This is a genomic window from Methylolobus aquaticus (assembly GCF_054172105.1).
Genome location: NZ_JBSYXP010000007.1, coordinates 19,142 through 43,583, shown reverse-complemented (window position 1 = coordinate 43,583; position 24,442 = coordinate 19,142). Strand labels below are relative to the sequence as shown.

Below are 24,442 nucleotides of genomic sequence, written 5' to 3'. Positions count from 1 at the left end.
AGTGCCGGTCGTCACTGGCGTGCTGGGCTGCGCGGTTGGCTTTCGCGCCAACACGGGGCCGCGGTTTGGGGCGACGGTCAGGCCTCGCTACTGGCGTCAAGCGGACTCGAGACCGCCTTGGCTTCGTTGAGGGCGTCCAGCGCAGCTCGTCCGCCATCGATGAAACCCTCGACGATCGGGTTGTCTTGCGGGATTGATTTCGCGACGAAGACCGTCGCGTAGACGATACCGTACGAAATCATGTAGGAACTGGTGTACGCGAAGCGTGAAATGGAATTCGCCGCACCCGCGCTGGCGTCACGCAGTTTTTCGCGCGCCTTGGCGGCGTCGTCCGACGCCTGTTCGACGGCATCGCGCATGGCATCCGAAATCGAGCGGAGCGGGTCTGCTTCGCCGGTCGCGGTTTGGGTTGTTTGAGACATAATCCGACGCTTCCTGGCAAGGGTTATTGAAAAACGAAAGGGTGGCAATCGCGCCCGGCATAAAACCGGTTGATTCAGTAGGTATCCCGCACATGCTTCGGGAACGGTATGACGCAGATTATCGATAGCTTACGTTGCCGAGTTGTGAAAGTGAAGCATGCTTCGGCTGGCCTCGGCTATCGGAAAAGCGCAGTAAATCCGACGCCGGTTTCCCTTTTCTCTTGCCGCTGCTGAGGGGACGATCATGCTCACGGCGCACGGTGTTTGCTTCGCCGCGGTTCCTCAGCAAAGCAGCCGCGGTCCCGTTTCGCCGGCGGCGCGCGCGCTGTCCGGTACGTGCGGTATCGCCCCAGGAATCTGGTGGTGTCCGGCGCTGTGAGATACTCGGGCCCACTGCGGCAGAATTTGCCGCGGCTGTCGTCGGGCGGTGCCTGGTCAATAGTTTCGCATGCTTCCTGCGTGGCGGCGTCCGAAACCCGCCCCAGTGCAGGTGAACGGTCCGGATCGATTGGTGGCAGTGAATCGCGAATTCATCGATATCAGGATAGAGGCAAACGATGCAGACCAGCGTGCGATATGAGTCCGGGCGATTATGGGTTGCCGATGGTCGTGTATTCCGGTCCGGGCGCATCCGTCTGGCGCAGGCCTTGATCGACGAACTCATGGCAGAGACCGCCGTGCGTTCGGTAGAACTGGACCTGACCAGCGGAACCTGCCGGATTCGCTGGAACACACCTGAGATCTCGGCGGCCGAGGCGGCGGCTACCTACACCACTGCGCTGGCTGCGGCGCGTCTTGCAGAGGTGACCGCCGGCGTAAGCGGGTGTTGCGGTGACCGCAAGGGTGAGTCGCTGTGGCTCGCCTGTCGGCTCGACAACGGCGTCTTGCTGGCACGCGGCGAGGCCATCCAGTCCGGTCGGCTCCGCTTGCGCGTCGTGGGAGTGCCTGACGGGTATCCGTGGGCCGATGTCGTGCGCTCGTCGCTTGCGCAATGTCCACGGATAACGTCGGTTCGGACGCGGCATTGGCGGTCACGGCTGGAACTCGATTTCGATAGTGATCGGCTGACCCGCGCCCAGGTGCTGGATGCATTGACAGTCGCGTGGCGGACGGCGGGCGTCAAGGCACGGCCCGCGCCGATCGCATCGAGCGAACTGATCGCTCGGGGGCCCCGCCGTTGGGTTTACCTGGCGCTCGGCGTTGGCAGTTTCGGCCTGGCCGTGTTGGGTTTGTTGTTGCCCGGTGTTCCTACGGTACCGTTTCTGCTGGCCAGCAGCTATTTCCTGGCCCGTTCATCGCGCCGCCTGCATCGACGCCTGCTCGATTCCCGGGTCTTCGGCCGCCTGCTGCGCGAATGGCGGACGTATCGAGCGTTGAGTCGTGAGTCCAAGCGCCGATTGGCCGGCTTCGTCGTGACCGCAATCGTGATCTCGACGGTGTTTGCGCCGCTGAATCCGGCGTTGCTGATGACGGTCGCAGCGATGGCGGTCTTGAGCCTGTACGGGATTCACAGCCTCCCTGAACTGGCTTCGAGAGCGTCGCCAGCGCCGGCCTGAACACGTGCCAACGCTGCGGCGTTTAAGGGTTCGACTCAGGTCGTCGTGGACCCGCGCCCCGGGTGATGACGGCTTCCTCCTCTTCGCCCAACCGAACCGCTCGGTTGCAACGTTCGCTCACGGTGCTGCTGGAACTTGGCCTGAAATCCTGACACAGGCTGGCCGGGGAGTGTGGCGGTGAGTACGGATATGCCCTTCATGGGGAATTGATCGCGAAGCGGCACCCTCCCGTTGTACTGTTGCGTGCAGTTGGGCATTCCCCGCAGTGCTTGAGTCAAGGTACGCACTGCGGTAATTCGGCGTTGGCGAGATCCTCGCTTATGCCTCGGAATCCGCGCGGCACCGTTCGAATGGCATGGGTCTCGCATAGATGCAAGATTGGTCGCGTCAGGGCCGCGTGATGGGCCTCGGTGCCGACTGGAAAACCCGCTAAGGTAATCAACGAATCAAGGGGACGTAAAAAGGGATGTTAGCCAAGCGGTTATTGGTTCAGAGACAAGTCGGGGCGATTTCGCATGACACCCGCTGGAAGCAATGCACGCAGCATGATCTGCGCCTCGTTTGGGCGATCGTGTGCGGCCTGGGCTCAATGGCGCCGGCACCGGCAAGCGCCCATCGCTTGTCCAAGTCGCAACTACAGGCCCAGAACCTCGACGCCGAGCAGGAACAGGCCGCGGCCGGAAAGCCCAAGCCCCGGACGGCAAGCCCCACGGTGACCGCGACACCCGTTGTAGCCGCTGGCTCCAAGTCGACACCGGCGGCTGCCAACCCGGTTGGCGCTACGGTCAAGCCGGAGGTCGCTCCCGGTCCGGTACCAGATGGTCGCCCGGGAGGTGCCCGAGTCGATTCGCCGGTGGATCAGGAAAAGGAGGTGGAAGCGCCGCGGTCCACCGAAGAGCCGACCAGTCTCGAGACGGTGGAGATCCTGGGGCGGGAAACGGATCTGCTCGGAGTCACTGCCTCGGCTTCACAGGGTGTCGTGGGTCAGAACCAGTTCAAGTATCGGCCATTGCTGCGCGTCGGCGAACTGGTCGAGGTCGTGCCGGGCATGATGGCGACGCAGCACAGCGGCTCCGGCAAGGCCAACCAGTATTTTCTTCGCGGCTTCAATCTCGACCATGGCACCGACTTCGCCACCTGGGTCGACGGCGTGCCAATGAACATGCCGACCAATGCCCACGGCCAGGGCTACATGGACTTGAACAGCATCATCCCCGAGTTGATCGACCGAGTAGAGTACGGTAAAGGACCCTATTATGCAGAACTCGGCGATTTCGCGGCGGCGGGTTATGCCAACATGCATACGCTGCACCGACTCCCCGAGGGATTCATCAAGTTCACAGGCGGGGAGTTCAATTTCTATCGCACGGTGGCGGCCAATTCGACCCGGATCGGCCCCGGCGACCTTCTCTATGGCGCGGCCTTCAACTTCTATGACGGCCCCTGGGTGCAGCCGATGGACATGAACCAGTACAACGGCTTGATCCGCTACACGATCGACGAAAGGGACTGGGGCATGTCGCTGATCGGGGTCGCCTACAACAACAACTGGACCGCGACGAATCAGATCCCGGAACAACTCGTCAAGGCCAACCTGATCGATCTCTACGGGACCCTGAATCCGACCGACGGCGGCAACTCGAACCGTTACAGCCTGGCGGCGAACGTCTGGAGCAGCGGCGACGGGTATCGCAACGAGGCCAATCTCTACACGGTCTACTACGATCTCGACCTGTACTCCGACTTCACGTTCTTTCTGAACTACCCGGTGCAAGGCGACCAGATCCTCCAGAAGGAACACCGGATGATCTACGGCGGCAACGCCTCGCAGACCTGGTTCAACAAGCTGTTCGGAACGGACATGGACAACACGGTCGGCATCCAGGTGCGGAACGACCAGATCGGCGGACTGGGGCTCGCGAATACCCAGTTCCGGGACGTGTTCAGCACCACCAGCAACGATAACGTCAACCAGATCAGCGTCGGGATCTATCTGAAGAGCGAGAACCGCTGGACGAACTGGTTTCGGACAATCGCCGGTGTCCGTGAGGATATCTACAACTTCAATGTGGACAGTCGGCTGACGCCGGAAAACAACGGCGAGCGCGCGGCGAGTTTGATGAGCCCCAAGGCCAGCCTGATCTTCGGTCCGTGGGCCGAGACCGAGTTCTACATCAACGGCGGTTACGGCTTCCACTCGAACGATGCGCGCGGCACGACCGCCCGCGTCAATCCGGTCAGCGGCGATCCGACGCATCCCGTGACGCCGCTATCGCGCGCGAAGGGCGCGGAAGTCGGTCTGCGCACGCAGTACGTCGAAGGCTTGAACTCGACGCTCGCGTTCTGGTACCTGCACAGCGATTCGGAGCTGGTCTTCGTCGGCGACGAGGGCACGACCGAGCCGAGCGATCCGGGTGATCGGATGGGCGTCGAGTGGGCCAACTACTATCAGCCCTACGACTGGCTGATGCTGGATGCCGACTTTGCTTTCACGAAGTCCTACTTCACGACGCTCCCGAGTAGCGAGAACAATATCCCGAATTCGGTCGGTCAGGTCATCACCAGCGGCGCGACGGTGTTGATGCCCTACGGCTTCTTTTCGACGGCGCGGTTGCGGCATTTCAGCAATGTGCCGCTGAACGAGGCAGGTACGGCCTACATGGGCAGTACGACGCTGGTGAACTGGAATCTGGGGTGGCAGCGAGACAATCTGAAGCTCGAACTGGGCGTGTTCAATCTGTTCGACTCCAAGGCCAACGACATCGCCTACTACTACCAGTACCGGTTGCCGAATCAGCCGCCGGAAGGCGTCGAAGGCAAGCTGATCCACCCGGTCGAGCCGCGACTCTTTCGCGGCACCATCTCGATTTCGTTCTAGAGGCGGATCATCGAAAGGGCGGCTGCCGGGTCGCCCCTCGATCAGTGGTCAGTCAGGATGGCATGCGGGGAATACGCCGCGCCAGGCCCATCGCGTGGCTGGCCAGTCGCTGTTTGGCGGCTGGCCAGCAATCCAGGGCAAACAGGCCCAGGTTGCGAGCCAGTGCGAGGGGAGCGAAACGATTCGAGAACAGTCGCACCAGGCTGTCGGTGAAGAACACGACGTTCTGTAAGTCGCGGCTGCGTGAGGCGGCATAGGCCTCCAGGAAGCCGGCGCTGCCGATGTCCTCGCCGAATTCGGTCCGGCCGATCAATCCCTCTGCCAGTTGCGCAGCATCGCGCAACCCCAGGTTGAACCCCTGTCCGGCGACCGGATGCAGTTGATGGACGGCGTTGCCGATCAGGACCACCCGCCGGTCGGTCATCCGGTCGGCGCGGATCAACTTCAGGGGGAAGGCCTGGCGCGGCGTGGCGATGCTTAAGCGGCCGACCCAATGGCCGAAGGTTTCCTGCAGCATGGCCAGGAACTGTGCTTCCGGCAGACTCCGGAGGTCCTCCGCATCGTGATGGCTCAGGGTCCAGACCACGGAGCAGCGCTTGCGTTCGATGGGCAGCATGGCCAGCGGACCCGAGGCCGTGAAACGCTCGTAGGCCGTGTTGCGGTGGTCTCGCTCCGTGGCGACTTCCAGCACGATTGCCGTCTGGCCATAGTCTCGAACCGTGCTGCCGATATCCAGCAACTTGCGCACGCTGGAATCCCCGCCGTCGGCGCCGACGACCAGCCGTGTCGTCAGGTTCAGGGTGTCGTCGCCCTGTCGAAGCGTTACGCAGATTCGGTCGTCGCCGGCCTTGAGGCCGATCAGTCGAGCCTGCTCGAGCAGGTCGGCCGGCGCGTCGTGCAAGGCCCCGATGACCGCTTCTTCGATCGCACGGGCAGTGGCGACATGGCCCAATGCCTTGACGCCCTCGCGTTCGGCGTTCAGGCGGGTCTTCCCGAAGTGGCCGCGATCGGATACGTGGATGTGCCGGATCGGCGTGGCGTCCGGTTCTATGGCAGCCCAGACGCCGAGGCGCTGGAGGATTTGCACCGACCCTTCGGCGAGTGCCAGGGCGCGTGCTCCGGCCGGTGAGGCCCGCCGCTGGGCTTCGCTCTGGGCATCGACGATGGCGATGCGGAGGGGCGCGTATCGCAAGGCCAACGCCAGGCTGCTGCCGACGAGCCCGCCGCCGATGATGACCAGGTCGTAGTCGAAGCCGCTCATGAGTGCATAAAGGCTTCAATCTCGTCGACGGCCTTCGGCGCCGCGCCCGTCAGCACCTCGTGCCCCTTCTCGGTCACGAGCACGTCGTCTTCGATGCGAATGCCGATGCCCCGCCAGCGCGGGTCGACGTCGGTACAGTCGGCCGGAACGTAGAGGCCCGGCTCGACGGTCAGGACCATGCCGGGCTCGAAGGGTCGCCACGCGTCGTCCGTGCGGTAATCGCCGACATCGTGTACATCCATGCCCAGCCAATGTCCCGTCCTGTGCATATAAAACTTCTTGTAGGCCTCGTCCTTGATCAGGGCGTTGACCTTGCCCTCCAGCAGGCCCAGGGAAACGAGGCCCTTAGTGAGCACCCGGACCGCGGTGTCATGCGGATCATTCCAGTGATTCCCCGGTTTGACGGACTTGATGGCGGCGAATTGTGCTTCCAGCACGAGTTCGTACAAGCTCCGCTGCGGGTCGCTGAAACGGCCGTTGACCGGAAACGTGCGCGTGATGTCCGCTGCATAGTTGTCATGCTCGGCGCCGGCGTCGATCAGCAGCAGATCGCCGTCGCGCAGCAGGTCGCGGTTGTCGGTGTAATGCAGCACGCAGGCATTCTCGCCGCCGGCAACGATGCACGGATAGGCTTGCGAGCGCAGGCCATGTCGGGTGAACTCGTGCACCAGTTCCGCCTCGATTTCATACTCGTAGCGGCCCGGACGGCAGGCCCGCATCGCACGTTTGTGGGCCGCGACCGAGACTTCGGCCGCACGGCGCATGGTCTTGATCTCAGCCGTGCTCTTGACCAGCCGGAGTTCGTGCAGCAGGTGTTCGAGCGCGACGAACTCGAAGGGTGCGCGGACGCCGGCCCGTGCCTTGGCACGCACGGCGTTCACGGCGGCCATGACGTGGCGGTCGAGGTCGTCGTCCCGCCCGATCGCAAAGTAGACGCGCTCGCGGTTCTCGATCAGATCCGGCAGGGCTTTCTGCAATTCCCCGATCGGGAGCGCCTCGTCGGCACCGTAGCCTTCGCGCGCGCCTTCCAGTCCAGCGTTGCGGCCGACCCATACGGCGAGTTTTTCGTCATGTTCGCGGCAGAACACGACGTACTCGCCCTGCTTGCGGCCGGGCGCCAGAACGGCGATCGAATCGTGCTCGTTGAAGCCGGTCAGGTAGTAGAAATCGCTGTCCTGCCGAAAAGGGTACTCGACGTCGCGATTGCGGATGCTCGGTGCCGCGCTGGCGATGATGGCGACGCTGCCTTTGGGCATGAGTCGCATCAGGCGCTTGCGGCGCTGCTTGAATTCGTTCCGGGGGATCATTGGTGGGGTCAGTGGATGCGCGCGCTCGCGGGGCCTTCGCATTCGTGGCGGATCAGCTGGACGCCGATGCGGACGAACTCGGCGATTTCGACATAGTCGCTATCGTCGTCGGTGTCCTCTGCGGCTTCGAGTCGGGAGATGTCGGCAAAGTCCTTCAGTAGTTCTTCGGATTCGCTGCTCCAGGCGCGCTGTCCGGTGGTCTGGCCCAGGCCGAACAGGAAGCCGAGGCACCAGTGTCCGAGCGCCTCGGCGCGCTCGGACAACGGCTCTTCGTCATCTGGTAACAGGGGTTCGAAGCCTAGGTCGCCAGTCGCCAGTCCCTGCTGGGTCGTCGCAAACAGCGTCCGGAGAGAAGCGTCCGCGCCTTGATCAAACGGAACTTCGGTGTCGGGAAAGACTGCGGCCACCCATTGCTCGAAGGTCGAGTGGATGTCAGCACAGAGGAGACCGGTCATCGCACCATGCAACTCGGCCACGCTGGCGTCGAGGCTGTCGCTCGCCGTGAGGTGTCGCATAGCGCCGTAAGAAAGGGATTCAGCCATCCGTCAACTTGTATCGAGGCTCGGTTTTTCCTATCCTACCATTCGCGACGCGGGTGCTCCAAAAACAGGTGTTTCGCGGAATTTCCGGGAGTTTTTCGAGGCCTGATGTGACGTCGGCGCAAGGACGGCAGCCGCTCTCGCTCGCTGCGGAGGGAATCCGACTCGAACTACTGCCGCCCCCGTTTCAGCAACCGTAACGACTTACCAGCGAAGTGTTTGATCATGTCTGAATCCAATCCGCCGATCAAGGTCCAGATTCTCGGGAAAGAGTATCCCGTGGCCTGTTCGCCCGAAGAGCAGCACGAGTTGCTGATCGCCGCGCGCTATCTGGACGAGAAGATGCGGATCATCCGGGACACCGGCCGCGTGATCGGAACCGAACGCATTGCCGTGATGGCGGCGCTCAACATCGCTCACGAGTTTCTGCAGCGAAGTCACGACAGCAGTGGAAGCAGCCAGAACCTTGCTGGGCGATTGTCGGCGATGCGCGAGCGGCTCGATGGTGGGCATGCCTCCGACTAGCGTGAGCATACGGGTGATGCCGTTCCCCTTGCAGGCAGTGCGCAAGGCTGCAAGAATAACGACCGTATCCCCTGCAGCGTTCGAAGCTCACTGGGTTACTCCTTGAGCCTAATCTAAAACCCAGGGATTTCCGATTTGACCGATGTGTGCATGTCCGCTTCGTGCGGAAAGCCTGATTCGACAGACGGCGCTCCCACCTGAACCTCCTGGTTCAAGGGCAGAAGTGATCTACGGCGCAGGTGGGGGGTACGTCTATCACGATCCACTGCGTCTTGACCGAAGCTGCGGCTGAAAGCCGGGTTTCGGCCGTCCGGCTAACCCCACTTGCTGCAGTCGCTCGGCCCCCCGGGTCGATGCTCCCGCTTCGCAGCCGTACTGTCTGGCCCAGACGCTCTCGGTTTTGCTGCGAAAATTCACTGGCGACATGAGCTCACCATCGACATCGTCCGAGACTTCGTCACGCCCCTTGTGGATCTACAAGGCCATCGCCGACGGTTATCCGACCTACCGGGCCGACATCGCCGTACTGTTCGGCAAGGCTTTGCCTTCCTTTGGGATTCATAGCCATTTGGTGGCCCAGTTGGCGCCCGGTGCCGATGCCGGGAGTCTTCCGGAATGGCCCGGCGGCACCCTCGAGGTCCTGCCGCGCTACGACAGCCGTATCCGCAGCCAGCTGGCTGCGTTCTTCGGGGCGACTCGCAGCCTTTTGCGGCTGCGCAAGGGCCGCTTTGATGCGATTCAAGTCCGCGATCAGGTCTTCGTCGCGTTGACCGGCCTCGTCGTTGCGCGTCGACTCGGCATCCCCTTTTTCTACTGGATGTCGTTTCCGTTGTACGAGGCCGCCCAGCGGACCGCGGCGGATCTGGGGTTGAAGCTTGGCCTGGTGCGATTCCTGTTTCTCTGGGCACGTGGCCGGTTGGGCGCTTGGCTGCTGTACCGTGTGGTGCTGCCGCGGAGCGACTTCGTTTTCGTGCAGAGCGATCGGATGCGCGAGGACGTGGCCCGCCTGGGTGTCGATCCGGAAAAAATGATGCCGGTGCCCATGGGGATCGACCCGGAGCGGTTTGCGCGCCCCGCCGCCGTACCCATCGATCGGACACGCCTGGCCGGTAAACGGGTCATCGCCTATCTCGGTACCTGCGATCGGCTGCGTCGTATCGATTTCCTGTTCGAGGTGTTGGCCGAGGTGCGGACGCGGTTTCCCGACGCGATGCTGCTGATCGTCGGCGATGCGCCGGAGGAGGAGGATCAGCGCTGGCTGAGGCAGCGCGCGGTCGATATCGGAGTCGCTGACGACGTCATGATTACCGGTTGGGTCAGCCCTGCGGAGGGGCAGTCCTGGATGGCGACGGCCGAGGTTGCGGTGTCGATCTTCGCGCCCGATCCGCTGCTCGATTCCTGTTCACCCACCAAGCTGGTCGAATACCTGGCCATGGGAAAGGCGGTGGTCGCCAACGATCAGCCGGACCAGTCGGTTGTCGTCAACGAGAGCGAGGCCGGGTTCTGCGTGCCGTTCGAGGTCGAGCCGTTCGCGAGCGCCGTGGTGCGGCTGCTGTCCGATCCCGCCGCAGTCGCGGAGATGGCGGTACGTGGACCCGATTACGTGCGCCGCCGGCGGAGTTATCCGATTCTCGCCGAGCAGGTGGCCGCGGCGTACCGGCGCTGGATCAGCGGCTAACCGCGGACTCGCGCGATCGCTTCCGGGGGTGGGCGGCAGATCATTCGGGACGCTGGATGGCGTTCGGGTGTTCGCGCTGACCAAGGTTTCCTTCCAAATGAGATTGGTTTACAATAAGCGTGCGAGCGGCCGGTATCCCGGCGGTTGCCGCGACCCAGGTCATCGACGCCGTTGCAGCCCACCGCGCTAGCCGCGTTGGTGCAGGTACAGGGATGCGCCCTCCAGAGAACTCAGTTTTGCCTCTCCCCGAACGTGAATTTAACCGATTAGCCGGCGGTTACGCGCTAGCGCTGCTGCTGGTCACAGGACTCCACGCCTGGGGGTGGTGGTGGAGTCGCCATCGGCCCATGGACGAGATCACGCCGGCGATCGTGCCGCAGATGGTTGACGTCGAGTTGGTCGCGGAGCGTCCGGCTGAAGCGTCTCCAGCGCCATCGGCGCCGGCCACCGACGAGCCTAAGCCGCGCAAGCCGGAGCCGAAGCCGGTTGCCAAACCGATTCCGAAGCCGCAGCCGAAGAAGCTCGAAACACCGCAGAAAAAGGTCGAGACCGCGCCGCCGAAGGTCAAGCCCACGAAGCCAGCGGCATCAGCCGAAACGGATGATCTGGCGCAGCGTCTGAAGCAACTGCGCGAATCCCTGGGCAACGATGCGGCGTCGCACAAGGACAGCGCTCCGAGCGCTGCGGCCCGTTCGGCGGCCAAGCCTGCCGCCGGCGGCGGTGCGCGCAGTGCGGAGAAGGCTGCCACTGGCGCGGGGGGCGAAAAGACCACCACCGCCCGGGCCGATCATCTGCACAATCCGAGACCGCCGTACCCGGCCGTTGCGCGAGCGCGGAACTGGGAAGGCGTGTCGCGCCTGCGCGTCTATGTGCTGCCGAACGGTTCGGCCGGGCAGGTGCAGTTGGCAGGCAGCAGTGGCCACGATGTGCTCGACGATGCGGCGGTGGCCGCCGTGCGGGGCTGGCGGTTCGTGCCGGCCAAGCGCGGTGACCAGGCGATTGCCAGTTGGGTGCAGTTTCCGATCGTGTGGAAGTTGAAGTGACCGGCCTTGACGCCGGCCTAGGAGAGTCATGTTGTCCCTCGAGTATTCACATACGCTGATCATCAACGCCACGCTGTGGATCCTGATCGTCTTTTCGATCGCAACCTGGACCATCATCGTGTTCAAGTCGTGGCAGTTCTGGCGGCTCAGGGCCAGCAATGGCGCGTTCCAGACCGCCTTCTGGCAGGCGCCCGACCTGACTGCGGCCGAGCGGCTCAGCGGGCAATGTGGGGGTTCGCTCGCACGGCTGGCGCAAGCGGGCTTCGCGCGGCTGGCTTCGCTGCGGCAGCCCGGTCGCAAGGCTCTGGAAGACTGCGGCGAACCCGACGCCTTGCTGGAGCGGGCTTTGAAGCAGCAAATGGTCAGGGAGGTCCGGCTGATGGAGAGCGGCCTGACCGTGCTCGCCAGCATCGGGAGTACCGCGCCGTTCGTCGGTCTGTTCGGGACCGTATGGGGCATCATGCGGGCGCTGCAGGATATCAGCAAGGCGGGGTCTGCCAGTCTCGACGTCGTTGCTGGTCCGATCGGCGAGGCACTGATAGCCACGGCGATCGGTATTGCCGTTGCGGTGCCGGCGGTGCTGGCTTACAACTTTTTCCTCCGGCGCGGGAAGGTCAACCGGGCGGTGCTCGAACATTTCGCCGACGACTTGTTGCGACTCACGGCCAACGGCCATTCGGGTGGGGGTGCCTGAGATGGCGATGAAGCTCGGCAGCGACGAGTCGGAGGCGATGAGCGAGATCAATGTCACGCCGCTGGTCGATGTGATGTTGGTGTTGCTGGTCGTCTTTCTGGTGACCGCGCCCTTGCTGACGCAGACGGTCGGCGTGAACCTGCCGAAGACGGCGGCAGTGGCGCCGAACAACGAGCCGAAAACGATCAACATCGGCGTCGACTCGGAGGGCAAGATTACCCTCGACCAAGGTCCGATCGCCGACCCGGCGCAACTGGAGGAGAGTCTGCGCGCCGCGGTCGCACAGAACCCGGAGGCCCATTTCCATCTGCATGCCGATCAGGCCGCCAGCTATGGACACGTGGCGAAAGTCATGGCAGCCACTCAACGCGCCGGCATTACGAAACTCGCCTTCGTGACAACGCAAGAATGACGGAGCGCTGCGTTAGTCGCCAGACCGATCGGTAGAGTTCGTGCGCACCGCGCACGCCATGAGATGTCTTGGGCGTGCGCCGTGCTCAGGAGATGCCTGACAAATAACAGGAGCCGCCGCCCCCACAACCCCGGTGGTGCGGGCAGTAGGCGCGCGGCTACAGCACCGCTTTACGCGGCCGCTCGGGCGGTACGGGATGCGTCAGTTTGCCGTAGCGGGACAGGATTTTTTGCACGTAAGCCTGCGTCTCCGCATACGGCGGCACTCCCTTGTAGCGTTCGACGCTGTGTTCGCCCGCATTGTAGGCGGCCAATACCCATTCGACCTTGCCGGAAAAATGCCGTATCAGCCAGTGCAGGTAGGCCGCTCCGCCGCGAATGTTCTCGGCGGGATCCCATGCGTTCTTGACGCCGAAGCGCTGCGCCGTTGCGGGGATCAGTTGCATCAAACCCTGCGCATTCTTCGGTGACAAGGCACCCGGATTGAAGCCGGACTCGGCTTGCATGACGGCCAGCACCAACTGTGGATCGATCGCGTAAGGGGCCGCGATCTGCTGCACCAGCAACTCGAGTTGCTTGTTCGATGGCCGGATCACGTGAGGTGTGCCGAAACGGATAGAGGCCGTCACCGTGGGCGGAGCGACCGGGCGGCAGCCCGGATCACTTTCGAGAGCGACGCTACGCAGCCGGAATGCCATGCGCTCGCCATAGCGATCGCCCAGCTGCCGCGCCTGCTCGAACCAGTTTCGCGCCCGTCCCGGATGCCGCATTACGCCCTGGCCGTTCAGATAGAGCCACCCAAGGTTCAGGGCCGATTCCGGGTCGCCGGCCAAGGCGGCCTTGCAGTAGTGCTGATAGGCCTTTCGGTAGTCCTGCGGCACGCCGTTGCCCTGTTGAAAGCGTTGCGCTTCCCGGCGCCAGTGCGCCGCATCGCTGGTGGGGCTGGCGGCCATGGCCGGAAGTGCGGGGGTGGCCAGCAGGCCGGCGAGCAGCAGCATTTTGTGGATCATCGTCCCTCTCGGCCTAAACAACGCTAACCGTAAGCTTATAAGCAAAAAGCGGTCCCGGCGCAAATCGCCTTCAAGTGTAAGCAACGTCAATGCGTTTGTGTCCTGGCGCTTGAAGGATCAATGGGTTGTTTGGTGCTCGGGCGCGCGCTGGCGGGTATCTCAACGTCAAGGGCGCTTTACAGTGGCGACGACAGTGCTCGGTTCGGTGGGCGTTACCAGCGCGCCCAGATTGGCATCAGATCCGGCGGCAGCGCGGGCAGACGTCCCAGCTTCAGCCAGCAGTGTTCGTTGCTGTGGAAATCGGACCCGGCCGAGGCCAGGAGCCCGAACCGCCGCGCCAGTTCCGCATTGGCCTTGATGTCCGGGGCATGGCCAGTGCCGGCCACGACCTCGATGCCCGTGCCCCCTGCCTCCTTGAAATGCGCTGCCAATTCGCGGCGGGCCGTCGCGGAGAGTTTGTAGCGCTGAGGGTGGGCCAGGATTGCCTGGCCGCCGGAGCGGTTGATCCAGTCGACGGCATCGGCGAGTTCCGGCCAGCAGGTCGCCACATACCCGGGCTTGCCGGGTGTCAGGAAACGCTCGAAGACGGCCTTCACGGTCTTTGCGCGTCCGCTCTGGACAATGTGCTGGGCGAAATGGGTCCGCGTGATCATGCCATCGCCGGCGAGTTTGCGCGTCGCCTCCAGCGCATTGGGAAAGCCGCCGCGTTCAAGGGCCTCGGCGATCCGTTCTGCCCGCTGCGTCCGTGTGTCGCGTAGGGCTCCCAGTGCGGCCGCCAGGCCTTCGTGGTCCGGGTCGATGTGCACGCCCACGACATGTACCGAATGCCCGCGCCACTGGGTCGAGATCTCGACGGCCGGGATCAGCTCGAGGCCATGCTCCGCGGCGGCTGCAGCCGCTTCGGGCAGTCCCTGCGTGGTATCGTGATCCGTCAGCGCGAGGCGGGAGATTCCGGCCATGGCGGCCTGGGCTACCAGTTCCCGCGGCGCGAGAGTCCCGTCAGACGCGGTGGAGTGGCTGTGGAGGTCGAATTCCGGCATGGTTCAGTCGAGTGCGCGCTGCGCAATGGAGTGGGCTGACGCGGGGCGTGTAGTGGCAAGATGATCGCGATAGAGCCTCGCATACAATCCCTGTTGCGCCAACAAGTGCTCGTGGCTGCCTTGCTCGATGATCTGACCGTCTTCGAAGACCACCACGCGTGACGCCTGGCGGATCGCGCTGAGTCGGTGGGCGACGATCAAGGTCGTCCGTCCACTCAGAAACGGCGCGAGGGCGGCATAGAGGCGGGCTTCCGTGTCGTGGTCGAGGGCGGAGGTGGCCTCGTCCAGGATGACGACCTGCGGTTCCGCAAGAATCATGCGCGCGATAGCCAGACGTTGCCGCTGGCCACCCGAAAGTCGCATCCCGAAGCGTCCGAGCACGGTTTCGAGGCCTTGCGGAAAGTCCCGTGCGGTATCGCCGAGCTGGGCTATCGTCAGGGCGTCCCACAGCGCCGCGTCGGAGGTCGGACGGCCGAGCGTCAGATTGGCGCGCAGCGTATCGTTAAAGATGACCGGGTGCTGCAGCACGGTCACGACATGTTCCCGCACCACGTCCATGCCGATCTGTTCCATCGGGACGCCATCGAACGCGATCGTGCCGCCGGTCGGTGGATACAGGCCGATCAGCACCTGGACCAGCGTGGACTTGCCGCCGCCGCTGGCGCCGACGACTGCCACATGTTCGCCGGGTTCGAGATGCAAGCTGATGCCGCGCAGGATTTCCTCCCCGCCCGTCGGGTATTGGAAATGCAGTCGATCGACGGCGACTGCCACGGTCCGGCGATTCGCGAACGGGTTGTGGAGGTGGGGGTAGCGCGGTTCCGGCGCCAGCTCGAACAGCCGGTTGATGCGGTCCAGGGCGGCCCTGGCCCCGAAGAGTGCGTACTGAATACCGAGGATCTCCTGTACCGGCCCCATCATGAACCAGAGATAGCCGAAGACGGCGATCATCTTGCCGATACTGAGGTCGGAAAAGATCACCATCCCCATCGCCAGCGCGCGGAAAACGTCGAAGCCGAACAGGAAGACCAGGGAACTCATCCGGCTGGCGGCATCGCTTTTCCATGCATATGCCGCCGACGCGGTCTTCACGCGTCCTGCCGCCTCCGCCAGTTGCCCGAAATAGTAGGCATCGCGGTTGCTTGCGCGAATCTGATGGATGGCGTCCAGCGTCTCGGTCAGTGCGCCCTGAAAGGCGCTGATCGCCGCGTTTTCCCGCTTCTTGAGTTCCTTGACCCGCTTGCCGAGCACGCTGGTGAAGTAGATCACCGCGGGATTCAGCAGCAGGATGAACAGGGCCAGCGGCCAATGCATCCACAGCAGTATCGCGGCGGTGCCGGTCAGCGAGCACACCGCGACGACGAAGCGGGACAGTGTGCCGGCGACGAACGCGTCCAGGCTGTCCAGGTCGGTGACCAGCAAGGCTCCGACGGCGCCGCTGCCAAGCCCCTCGTATTCCGCCATGGAAACCCGCTCCAGGCGGTCGATCAGTCTGCGCCGAATGCGGTAGATGATGTCCTTGCCGATCTGGCTGAAATGGCGGCCCTGCCAGACTGCGAGCGCGGCGCTGATCAGTCGCAGCAGCAGCGTCGCGCCCATGATGACGCCGATGTACAGGATCGGGCCATGCCAGCTCGACGGAAACACCGCGTCCACCGTGCCGATAGCGACGCCCGGCTTGCCGAGTAGGACTTCATCGACCAGCAGCGGCATCAACAACGGGAGCGGGACGCTGACGGCGGCACCCGCCAGGGCGATCACGTGGGCTGCGATCAGGCGGCGCCGGTTCCTCAGTGCGATTCCGCGGATGTAAGCCCAGTCGATGCGGGAGGGCGTTGGCTCAGCTACTGGCGCGTCAGGTCTGGTCAAAGCGGATTGCCGGGCCGTCGGGGGATAGGGGGCGATTCCATGACGTGGTCATCGCGTCCCCGGAGTCGGGGCGGCGTGCCACTGGGGCAGGCCCTCAAGCCTTCGGAGTCTATCACAGGCTTGTTCCGGGCCATGTCATCTCAGCCAGGCATGGCGCGCGCTTGGAGTCCGGTTTATGCTAATGAAATGTGTGCTGTTTCCTGCGAGAAGCGTGAATGAGCAAGGTCAAGACGTATCAGGTGGAGTTGTCCAAGGAGCCGGGCGCCGTTATCGAAAAGGCCCGGAAGACCGCAAGCAGCAACGGTTTCGAATTTGCCGGCGACGAAACCGGGGGGCGGTTCGCCGGTAAAGGGCTGGAGGGGCGTTATCGCATCGAGGGCGCGCAGATGTCGATCATCATCGACAAGAAACCCCTGATTCTGCCATGGGGTCTCATCGAGTCCTCGATAAAGTCCTTTTTCGTGTGATGGCGATGCGGAGTTTCCCGGTCGCAGCGGGAACCTGCCGTGAGCTACCTGACCCTAGCGGCGCCCGCTGAGCACCGCGACGACGTCAAGGGTTCGATTTTTCTCGCGTTTGCCGCGCGGGCCGATGCGACGGAAGCGGCGCTGCAGTATCTGGGCGAATTGGCGGCGCGTTACCCGGACGCTTCGCACCTGTGCTGGGCCTATCGTATCGGGCAGGGCTACCGCTTCTCAGATGCCGGCGAGCCCGGCGGTACGGCCGGGCAGCCAATCTACCGGGCGATCGAAGGGCAGGGACTGGACCATGTCGTGGTCGGGGTCGTGCGCTATTTCGGTGGCACGAAGCTCGGCGCTGGTGGACTGGTTCGGGCTTATGGCGGGGCCGCCGCGGAAGTGCTACGACAGGCGCCGAAGCACACCGAATGGCCGCGGCGAGCGGTGGAGATCCACGTACCTTTCGCGCATCTGGGCAGCCTCTACCATCTCTTGGATGCCTTGGGTGCTCAAGAACGCCAGGAATCTTTCGACGCGGCGGGAGTGTGCCTGCGCGCCCGCGTCGCCGAAGGTGACCTGGACCGGCTGGCCGAGGCCCTGCGCAGCGCGACGCGCGACGAGTTCAAACTGACCGTGGCCGAACTGGCCTGAGCCGAGAACTTCCCAAGGGAGATATTGCAATGCGACCTGTCGTACGTTTCGCAGTCTTGCTGTGCTCACTGTGTGTCACCGGCTGTTCGATCTCATGGTCGATCAGTGAATCGTCCGAATCGCTGGGGTCGAGTTCAGAGTCGTCGAGTCCGAAGGACGGTGTGGGCAAGGCGAAGATCCCCTATCGGGATGACATCGCCAACATGACCCTTTCGGTGGTCGGTTCCAATTTCACATCCGCCAGCTACATGGCGGCGTTGGGACGCATCGCGGGGCAGCGCGGCATCAGCGACTGGGCCAGCGAAAAGGCGACCTACTACGGCATCGGTCAGGGGCTGAAGAAGGCGGGTGTGGCCAAGGAGGCCATCGGCCGACAGGCCTTCCTGACCGGGGTCCTGGGCTCGCGCTCGGAAGCCCGTTCATGGATCGAGAACGGCTATCGCTACTGAGCGAATGTCCGCGACAGCGTGTGTGCACGCGGTAACTCTGGCGTCGCCGTGATCTGGGGAGCGGCAGGGGCCTCGGCACTGCTGCTCCTGGCCCTGACGTCGGCTGCCGAAGCGGACGTCGTGGATTTCCTCTATATCGAGTCGAACGTCGGCACATCCAGCGGTGGTCACGTTGCCCTGCGGGTCGGTGAGGAGGTGTTCCACTACCAGCACGAAGACGAAGGGCTACTCGTTCTGGCGCGCGATGACTGGTCCCGCTTCAGAACGACCTACAACGACCGGGACAATCGCAACATTCATGTGGCCCGGTTGCCGTTCTCCCCGGCGGAGGTCGAGCGCGTGCGCGACCGGTTCGTGAATTTGTATCTGGTGCAGCGCGGGCATCTGGATTTCCTGGAGGCTCTGGATCGGGATGCGGCGCTGCTGACAAGCGTCGAGTCCGGCCATGCCCCCGCGCTGGCGCGAGTCGGCTTGTTCCGCGTCGGCGCCAGCGCCGAGTTCGACTCCTTGCGTACCCGGATTGCCGAGCAGCGCGGCCCGCATTACCTGTCGCAGGAAGATAGGACGCTGGAGGCACGCATCCACTCCCTGGGCTATGGCGTACCGGCCGTAGCGCCCTTGCACGTCGATCCCGAGCGTCACGCTCCTTATCCCGATACCTTCGAGGGACATTACCGGAACCTGGCATCACAATGGGTGGCTCTGCAGGTGCTGACGGGTGTGTGGTCGCTGCACCCGCAGGCACTCCTGGACGGGACCGGTGATGATGTCCGCGCCGGGCTGAAGCCGGCCGAACGCGAGCGGCTGCGTGAGCTGGCGCGGTCGCTCGAGGCTTCGAGTCTGTCCTTGCTGGGCTCCGCACGGCTCGATGCCGGCGGCGCGCTGCTGCTGGCGCTGGCCCGCCTGGCCGCCGTGCAACATTCGCTGACGCAGGACCGCCTCCTGTTACTGAATCCCTGGTACGGTCTTGATTTCCCGGAATTGCCCGCGAGTTCCGCGACGGCCGTTCTACCGCTGGCCGAGGCCAATCTGCGGCAGCAGTTCGCTGCCGCTCGCCGCGAGTATTTTGCGCTCGAGGAACCGGATGAAGCCTCGCTGAACGTGCTTGAGAATGCCGCGGCGCGGCTCCATGCGGTGCGGCGTGAGGTCCGGACCGGACAGCGCCGCGCCTATCCGGCCGAGAGGATGGTGCCTTCCGCCGCCGGACCCGTCGACGGTGCGATACCTCTGATGTCCAGTCCTCGCTCCCTGACGGACCGGAGCGTTGGGCTTGCCGAGCAGCAGCATCGCGTCTTCCGGGACAAGATGAAGGCGGTCTACGGCTACCATCTGATTCGACGTAACTGCGCAACCGAACTCGTCCGAGCGCTCGGTTCTGCGCTCCCGACGGACCGCGACCAGGAGCGTCTGGTCGGAGGCAATGCGGAGCCCGATGAGGACTTGGCCTTCATCCCGTTTCTGCTGTACGAGAAGCTCGCAAGCCGGCTCGCTCCGGACCGGCGGTACATGCTGCCGTCCTACCGCAATCGCGCGCTGGCCGCTTTGTCTGCACGCGGGAACCCGCTGTGGATCCGCCTGGCCGAGGCGACGACCGCGACGTCCGCGCTCTATGACCCGCGCCCCGGAGATACGCGGTTTCTGTTTTTCACCGAGGACTGGCCGTGGCTGCGCCCCTTGCTGGGCTCCCTGAACCTTGGCTACGGCCTGCTGCATGCGGGAGGAGGGGTTGTCACCGCCGCGTACGACAAGGGCGAACGTGTCAGCGAAGGGCTCCGTGGTGTGCTGTTCAGTCTTCCCGAGTTGGCCTTTTTCAACATTCGCAAGGGCTCGTTCGAGTCTCGCCGGCTGCCTGCGCCGTAAGCTGGAGCGGCACGCGGGCCTGCCCCGCTCGGTTGTGTCGCCCGTCGCTGTATCTTCGATCACCCCGGTGGGTGTCCCGCCGCTTGCAGGCTCAGGCTGGGTGCACGATCATGCCGGCTTTTGGCGACAGGCTGGCCGGATGCCATGAACCCGTTCTTCTTCAAATCTCACGCACTGCTGTCCGCTACCCTCGCGCTTTTGACCGGCTCGGGCTCGTTGGGTCTGATGGACGTCCTGGCGATTATCGCGATCTACCTGGTGGCGGCCCTGGCCTATGGCTGGTGTCTTGTCGTGGTGGCCAAAAAGGCGGTCGGGCTTGCCTTGCCGCTTCGCAAGGCCTATCTGCTCGCTTTGCCGGCGACCCTGGCCTACCTTCCCCTGGGTGTCACGCTGTTGAATGATATCGTTCACCAGAGCTTCCAGCTGGACGACCGCTATGTGTTTCTTTTCGCGATCGCCGTCGCCACCCTCATGCTTGCCGGTTTGTACGGCGTCGTGCTGCATTTTCGCGGTGGCCAGCCCATCGGTTCCGAGAGCGGCTTGACGCTGGCCCTGGCCCTGTTGCTGCTGACCCTCCCGATCGCTCTGCTGCTGCTGGGTCTCGACGCCTGGCTCGGCTTCGTGCCGCGCCCGCGTCTGTTCGACGGCGGTGGATAGCGGCGGAACCGCCAGGCCAGTCGATCGGGGTTTCCCGTCCCTCAACCGGCACCGCTGGCGCCCCGGCGCCGCACCTGCGGACCGTGTGTCCAAATTTGCGTTGCGCTGGCGAAAGTTGTACTTTACGCGGCTATTCAAACGTTACGTAGGGATAAATCGACGTGAGTCAAGACTTTATTTTCACCTCCGAGTCGGTTGCGGAAGGTCATCCCGACAAAGTCGCCGATCAGGTTTCGGATGCGGTACTCGACGAGCTGTTGCGTCAGGACCCGAAATCCCGCGTTGCCGTTGAAACGATGGTCAAGACCGGCATGGTGGTGCTGGCCGGGGAAGTGACCACGAGCGCCTGGGTGGACACCGAAGAGCTGGTGCGCAAGGTCGTGCACGACATCGGTTACGACAATCCCGAGATCGGTTTCGACTGGCAGACCTGTGCGGTATTGACGGCGATCGGCAAACAGTCTCCCGATATCGCGATGGGCGTCGACGAGAAGGCCGATCACGAGCAGGGCGCGGGCGACCAGGGTCTGATGTTCGGCTATGCGACGAATGAGACCGACGTGCTGATGCCGGCGCCCATCACGTACTCGCACCGGCTCGTGCAGCGTCAGGCCGAAGTCCGCAAGAGGAAGGTGTTGCCGTGGCTGCGCCCGGATGCGAAGAGTCAGGTCACGTTCCGCTACGAGAACTACAAGCCGGTGGCGATCGATGCCGTCGTCTTGTCGACGCAGCATTCGCCGGAAGTCAGCCAGAAGGACATCCGCGAGGCCGTCATGGAGGAGATCATCCTCCACGTGCTGCCGTCCGAATGGCTGCACAAGGACACCAAGTATTTTATCAACCCGACCGGCCAGTTCATCGTTGGCGGTCCGGTTGGCGACTGCGGACTGACCGGGCGCAAGATCATCGTCGATACCTATGGCGGCATGGCGCGCCACGGGGGCGGTGCGTTCAGCGGCAAGGACCCGTCCAAGGTCGACCGTTCGGCGGCTTACATGGCCCGCTACGTGGCCAAGAATATCGTGGCTGCCGGCCTGGCTGATCGCTGTGAGATCCAGGTGTCCTATGCCATCGGCGTCGCCGAGCCGACCTCGGTGACCATCGAGACCTTCGGCACCGGCAAGATTCCCGAAGACAAGCTGAGCAAGATCGTCCGGGAGCATTTCGACATGCGCCCGAAGGGCCTGATCGCGATGCTGGATCTGCTGCGGCCGATCTACCTTCCGACGGCGTCCTATGGCCACTTCGGCCGGACAGAGGCCAGTTTCAGCTGGGAGAAAACAGACAAGGCCGATCTGCTGCGCGAGGCGGCAGGTCTCTGAGGCCCTGCTGGAACGCGAGGGGCGGCTTCGATGCCGTCCCTCGCTGATCGGGACTTCCCCGACACAATCACTGGTTACACCAGGAATACCCCGCCATCGGGTTCTCGATGGTGTCGTGAATGCTGAGGAGCGCTGCGACATCGGTGCATCGCAAGATGAGCATCGATGCTAGGCTCGGCCAACACGGCGGAACGGACAACGGCGCTCGGTTTGTTTAGTGGGTCCCATCGTCGGACCCCGGCTAAATCACTGGGAGCACATGCCTATGAACGCTGTAGTCGCTAATACGTCCTTCAAGGATTTCCACGTCGCCGATATGTCGCTGGCGGACTGGGGTCGCAAGGAAATCGCAATCGCCGAGACCGAAATGCCCGGCTTGATGGCGGTGCGTGAAGAATACCGCGCCGCTCAACCGCTAAAGGGTGCGCGGATCACCGGTAGCTTGCACATGACCATCCAGACCGCGGTCCTGATCGAGACGCTGGTCGCCCTGGGGGCTGAAGTTCGCTGGGCGAGCTGCAACATCTTTTCGACGCAGGATCACGCGGCTGCCGCAATCGCCGCGGCCGGCATTCCGGTCTTCGCCTACAAGGGCGAGTCGCTCGAGGAGTACTGGGAATTCACGCACCGCATCCTGGAGTGGGCGGGTGACGCCGGCCCGAACATGATCCTGGACGACGGTGGCGATGCCACCATGCTGGTCGTGCTCGGTTCCAAGGCCGAGAGCGATCGCTCCGTTCTCGACAACCCAACCTGCGACGAGGAACGCGTGCTGTTCGCCGCGATCCGCAAGCGTCTGCAGAGCCATCCCGGCTGGTACAGCAAGATGCTGTCCGGGATCCAGGGTGTCACCGAAGAAACGACGACGGGCGTGCACCGTCTGTATCAGATGCAGGCCGAAGGCCGCTTGCCGTTCCCGGCCATCAACGTCAACGACTCGGTCACCAAGTCGAAGTTCGACAACCTGTACGGTTGTCGCGAATCGCTGGTCGACGGCATCAAGCGCGCGACCGACGTGATGATCGCGGGCAAGGTTGCCGTCGTGGCGGGTTATGGTGACGTCGGCAAGGGCTGTGCGCAGTCGCTCCGGGGACTGGGTGCCACCGTGTGGATCACGGAAATCGACCCGATCTGTGCGCTGCAGGCCGCGATGGAAGGCTACCGCGTCGTGACCATGGACGATGCCTGCTCGAAGGCCGACATCTTCGTGACCGCAACCGGCAACGTCAACGTGATTGCGCATGACCACATGGCGGCGATGAAGAATCAGGCCATCGTCTGCAACATCGGACATTTCGACTCCGAAATCGAGGTTGCCAGTCTGCGCCAGTATCGCTGGGAGAATATCAAGCCCCAGGTCGACCACATCATCTTCCCGGACGGCAAGCGCATCATCCTGCTGGCCGAGGGTCGCCTGGTCAACCTGGGTTGCGCGACCGGCCACCCGAGCTTCGTGATGTCGAACAGCTTCACGAACCAGACCTTGGCCCAGATCGAGCTGTTTTGCCACGGCGAGCGTTACGAGAACAAGGTCTACGTGCTGCCGAAGCACCTCGATGAAAAGGTCGCGCGCCTGCATCTGGAAAAGATCGGCGCCGATCTGACGGTGTTGTCTGCAGAGCAGGCGGCCTACATCGGCGTCCCGGCCGACGGTCCGTACAAGCCGGATCACTACCGCTACTAATCCGGTCTTCCGCGCCCGATTCGCGTCGACGAGACGGCTACGGTCGTCCTCTCGGCGCACTTCTTCATCTTCCGTTGCGGCGACAGGCACCTTGCCCGTCGCTGCCGCGGGCCGGCTGAGTGCGGTCGCTCCTCGGTTCGTCGTTGAGCAGACGCATGCCAGCCATAGTTTCCGAGTGTACCGATGGCATCGCATACCACGAACGGCAAGCTTTACAGTTTCGAATTCTTCCCGCCGAAGAGCGAGGAGTCGGCGAGCGCGCTGCGGGTGACGGTAGACAAGCTGGCCCGGCTCCGTCCACGCTTCTGCTCGGTGACCTTTGGCGCCGGCGGTTCGACACGCGAACGCACCTTCGAGACCGTCGTCGAGATACAGGGCCGCACCGGCATCGAATGTGCCCCGCATCTTTCCTGCGTCGCGTCGACCCGCGAGAACATTCGCGAAGTGCTGGACCGCTACCGCGTTCAGGGTATTCGCCACATCGTCGCGCTGCGCGGTGACCTGCCCTCCGGTATGTTGTCGGCCGGCGAGTTTCGCTACGCTTCCGAGTTGGTCACCTTCATTCGCCAGGAAACCGGAGATCATTTCAACATCGAGGTCGCGGCGTATCCCGAATGTCACCCGCAGGCGCCCAATATCGAACTCGACATCCGCAACTTCAAGCGCAAGGTCGAAGCGGGCGCGAACAGCGCGATCACGCAGTATTTCTACAACCCGGCGGCTTACTTTCGATTCGTCGACGATTGCCGCAAGAGCGGGATCGACATTCCGATCGTGCCCGGGATCATGCCGATCACCAATTACACCCAATTGGCGCGTTTCTCGGAGCTGTGCGGTGCCGATATCCCGCGCTGGATCCGCAAGCGGCTTGAAGGCTTCGGCGACGATCGCCCGGCGATCCGTGCCTTCGGTATCGAAGTCGTGACGGATCTCTGTCGAGCGCTGCTCGATGGCGGGGCCCCGGGCCTGCATTTCTATACCTTGAACCAGTCCGAGGCCAGCCTCGCGATCTGGGACAATCTGGGCATTGCCGCTGCCTGAAGCTTTCGGCATTTCGGCATTTCGGCATTTCGGCATTTCGGCATTTCGGCATTTCGGCACACGGCGTCAAGGGTGCCTCCGGCGCTG

General features: G+C 63.6%; 22 protein-coding genes, 1 other RNA gene and 1 riboswitch. Of the genes, 16 read left to right on the top strand and 7 right to left on the bottom strand.

Annotated features, from left to right (window positions below; genetic code table 11):
• Positions 1–77: 77 nt before the first annotated feature.
• Positions 78–422, bottom strand: coding sequence for a hypothetical protein (locus tag ACW73L_RS11035; protein WP_498921970.1), 345 nt, complete (start codon positions 420–422; stop codon positions 78–80).
• 557 nt (positions 423–979) lie between these two features.
• Between ACW73L_RS11035 and ACW73L_RS11030 the strand changes: the two genes are divergently transcribed.
• Together ACW73L_RS11030 and ACW73L_RS11025 are read left to right on the top strand one after the other, a co-directional pair.
• On the top strand, positions 980–1,978 hold the full coding sequence (locus ACW73L_RS11030; RefSeq protein ID WP_498921968.1) for a YbaN family protein: 999 nt from the start codon (positions 980–982) through the stop codon (positions 1,976–1,978).
• Positions 1,979–2,597: 619 nt separating this feature from the next.
• Complete coding sequence (locus tag ACW73L_RS11025) at positions 2,598–4,856, top strand: TonB-dependent receptor (RefSeq protein WP_498921967.1); 2,259 nt, start codon at positions 2,598–2,600, stop codon at positions 4,854–4,856.
• Between the two features lie 52 nt (positions 4,857–4,908).
• Here the strand turns inward: ACW73L_RS11025 and ubiH are convergent, their stop codons facing one another.
• From ubiH to ACW73L_RS11010, 3 genes are read right to left on the bottom strand one after another with little or no spacing between them, the layout of a single operon-like run.
• Positions 4,909–6,117 carry a 2-octaprenyl-6-methoxyphenyl hydroxylase gene (ubiH, locus tag ACW73L_RS11020; protein ID WP_498921965.1) on the bottom strand — a complete coding sequence of 403 codons (1,209 nt, stop codon included), beginning with the start codon at positions 6,115–6,117 and terminating at the stop codon, positions 4,909–4,911.
• Complete coding sequence (pepP, locus tag ACW73L_RS11015; RefSeq protein WP_498922272.1) at positions 6,114–7,421, bottom strand: Xaa-Pro aminopeptidase; 1,308 nt, start codon at positions 7,419–7,421, stop codon at positions 6,114–6,116. Before pepP ends, ubiH begins: the two co-directional genes overlap by 4 nt.
• A gap of 11 nt (positions 7,422–7,432) precedes the next feature.
• Entirely contained in the window at positions 7,433–7,966 is a 534-nt protein-coding gene (locus ACW73L_RS11010) for a UPF0149 family protein (protein WP_498921963.1), read from the bottom strand.
• Positions 7,967–8,188: 222 nt separating this feature from the next.
• Between ACW73L_RS11010 and ACW73L_RS11005 the strand changes: the two genes are divergently transcribed.
• The 6 genes from ACW73L_RS11005 (at position 8,189) to ACW73L_RS10980 (ending at position 12,315) form a co-directional block, all read left to right on the top strand.
• Positions 8,189–8,488, top strand: a complete 300-nt coding sequence (locus tag ACW73L_RS11005; protein WP_129883216.1) for a cell division protein ZapA — start codon at positions 8,189–8,191, stop codon at positions 8,486–8,488.
• 65 nt (positions 8,489–8,553) lie between these two features.
• Positions 8,554–8,738, top strand: a non-coding RNA gene (gene ssrS / locus ACW73L_RS11000) — 6S RNA.
• 174 nt (positions 8,739–8,912) lie between these two features.
• Positions 8,913–10,166, top strand: coding sequence for a glycosyltransferase family 4 protein (locus tag ACW73L_RS10995; RefSeq protein WP_498921961.1), 1,254 nt, complete (start codon positions 8,913–8,915; stop codon positions 10,164–10,166).
• A 347-nt stretch (positions 10,167–10,513) separates the two neighbouring features.
• Positions 10,514–11,209, top strand: coding sequence for an energy transducer TonB (locus tag ACW73L_RS10990; RefSeq protein WP_498921959.1), 696 nt, complete (start codon positions 10,514–10,516; stop codon positions 11,207–11,209).
• Positions 11,210–11,240: 31 nt separating this feature from the next.
• Positions 11,241–11,903 (top strand): MotA/TolQ/ExbB proton channel family protein, encoded by a 663-nt coding sequence (locus ACW73L_RS10985; protein ID WP_498921958.1) that lies wholly within the window; start codon positions 11,241–11,243, stop codon positions 11,901–11,903.
• Between the two features lie 7 nt (positions 11,904–11,910).
• Positions 11,911–12,315 (top strand): ExbD/TolR family protein, encoded by a 405-nt coding sequence (locus ACW73L_RS10980; RefSeq protein ID WP_498921956.1) that lies wholly within the window; start codon positions 11,911–11,913, stop codon positions 12,313–12,315.
• Positions 12,316–12,472: 157 nt separating this feature from the next.
• Here the strand turns inward: ACW73L_RS10980 and ACW73L_RS10975 are convergent, their stop codons facing one another.
• The 3 genes from ACW73L_RS10975 to ACW73L_RS10965 form a co-directional block, all read right to left on the bottom strand.
• The gene (locus ACW73L_RS10975) at positions 12,473–13,324 is read right to left on the bottom strand and encodes a transglycosylase SLT domain-containing protein (RefSeq protein WP_498921954.1); all 852 of its coding nucleotides are present in this window, start codon (positions 13,322–13,324) and stop codon (positions 12,473–12,475) included.
• A gap of 212 nt (positions 13,325–13,536) precedes the next feature.
• On the bottom strand, positions 13,537–14,364 hold the full coding sequence (locus tag ACW73L_RS10970) for a PHP domain-containing protein (protein ID WP_498921952.1): 828 nt from the start codon (positions 14,362–14,364) through the stop codon (positions 13,537–13,539).
• 3 nt (positions 14,365–14,367) lie between these two features.
• Complete coding sequence (locus tag ACW73L_RS10965) at positions 14,368–16,233, bottom strand: ABC transporter ATP-binding protein (protein WP_498921950.1); 1,866 nt, start codon at positions 16,231–16,233, stop codon at positions 14,368–14,370.
• 215 nt (positions 16,234–16,448) lie between these two features.
• Between ACW73L_RS10965 and ACW73L_RS10960 the strand changes: the two genes are divergently transcribed.
• The 8 genes from ACW73L_RS10960 to metF all read left to right on the top strand — a co-directional run bounded on the left by ACW73L_RS10960 (position 16,449) and on the right by metF (position 24,355).
• Entirely contained in the window at positions 16,449–16,700 is a 252-nt protein-coding gene (locus tag ACW73L_RS10960) for a hypothetical protein (RefSeq protein ID WP_129883223.1), read from the top strand.
• A gap of 39 nt (positions 16,701–16,739) precedes the next feature.
• Entirely contained in the window at positions 16,740–17,342 is a 603-nt protein-coding gene (locus tag ACW73L_RS10955) for an IMPACT family protein (protein ID WP_498921948.1), read from the top strand.
• Positions 17,343–17,371: 29 nt separating this feature from the next.
• Positions 17,372–17,791 (top strand): putative lipoprotein, encoded by a 420-nt coding sequence (locus ACW73L_RS10950; protein WP_129883225.1) that lies wholly within the window; start codon positions 17,372–17,374, stop codon positions 17,789–17,791.
• Between the two features lie 18 nt (positions 17,792–17,809).
• Entirely contained in the window at positions 17,810–19,651 is a 1,842-nt protein-coding gene (locus ACW73L_RS10945; protein WP_498921946.1) for a hypothetical protein, read from the top strand.
• Positions 19,652–19,795: 144 nt separating this feature from the next.
• Entirely contained in the window at positions 19,796–20,308 is a 513-nt protein-coding gene (locus tag ACW73L_RS10940) for a hypothetical protein (RefSeq protein ID WP_498921944.1), read from the top strand.
• 161 nt (positions 20,309–20,469) lie between these two features.
• On the top strand, positions 20,470–21,630 hold the full coding sequence (gene metK / locus ACW73L_RS10935; RefSeq protein ID WP_498921943.1) for a methionine adenosyltransferase: 1,161 nt from the start codon (positions 20,470–20,472) through the stop codon (positions 21,628–21,630).
• Positions 21,631–21,748: 118 nt separating this feature from the next.
• Positions 21,749–21,844, top strand: a riboswitch (S-adenosyl-L-homocysteine riboswitch).
• A 51-nt stretch (positions 21,845–21,895) separates the two neighbouring features.
• On the top strand, positions 21,896–23,314 hold the full coding sequence (gene ahcY / locus ACW73L_RS10930) for an adenosylhomocysteinase (protein WP_498921942.1): 1,419 nt from the start codon (positions 21,896–21,898) through the stop codon (positions 23,312–23,314).
• Between the two features lie 183 nt (positions 23,315–23,497).
• Entirely contained in the window at positions 23,498–24,355 is an 858-nt protein-coding gene (metF, locus tag ACW73L_RS10925; protein ID WP_498921941.1) for a methylenetetrahydrofolate reductase [NAD(P)H], read from the top strand.
• Positions 24,356–24,442: the final 87 nt, after the last annotated feature.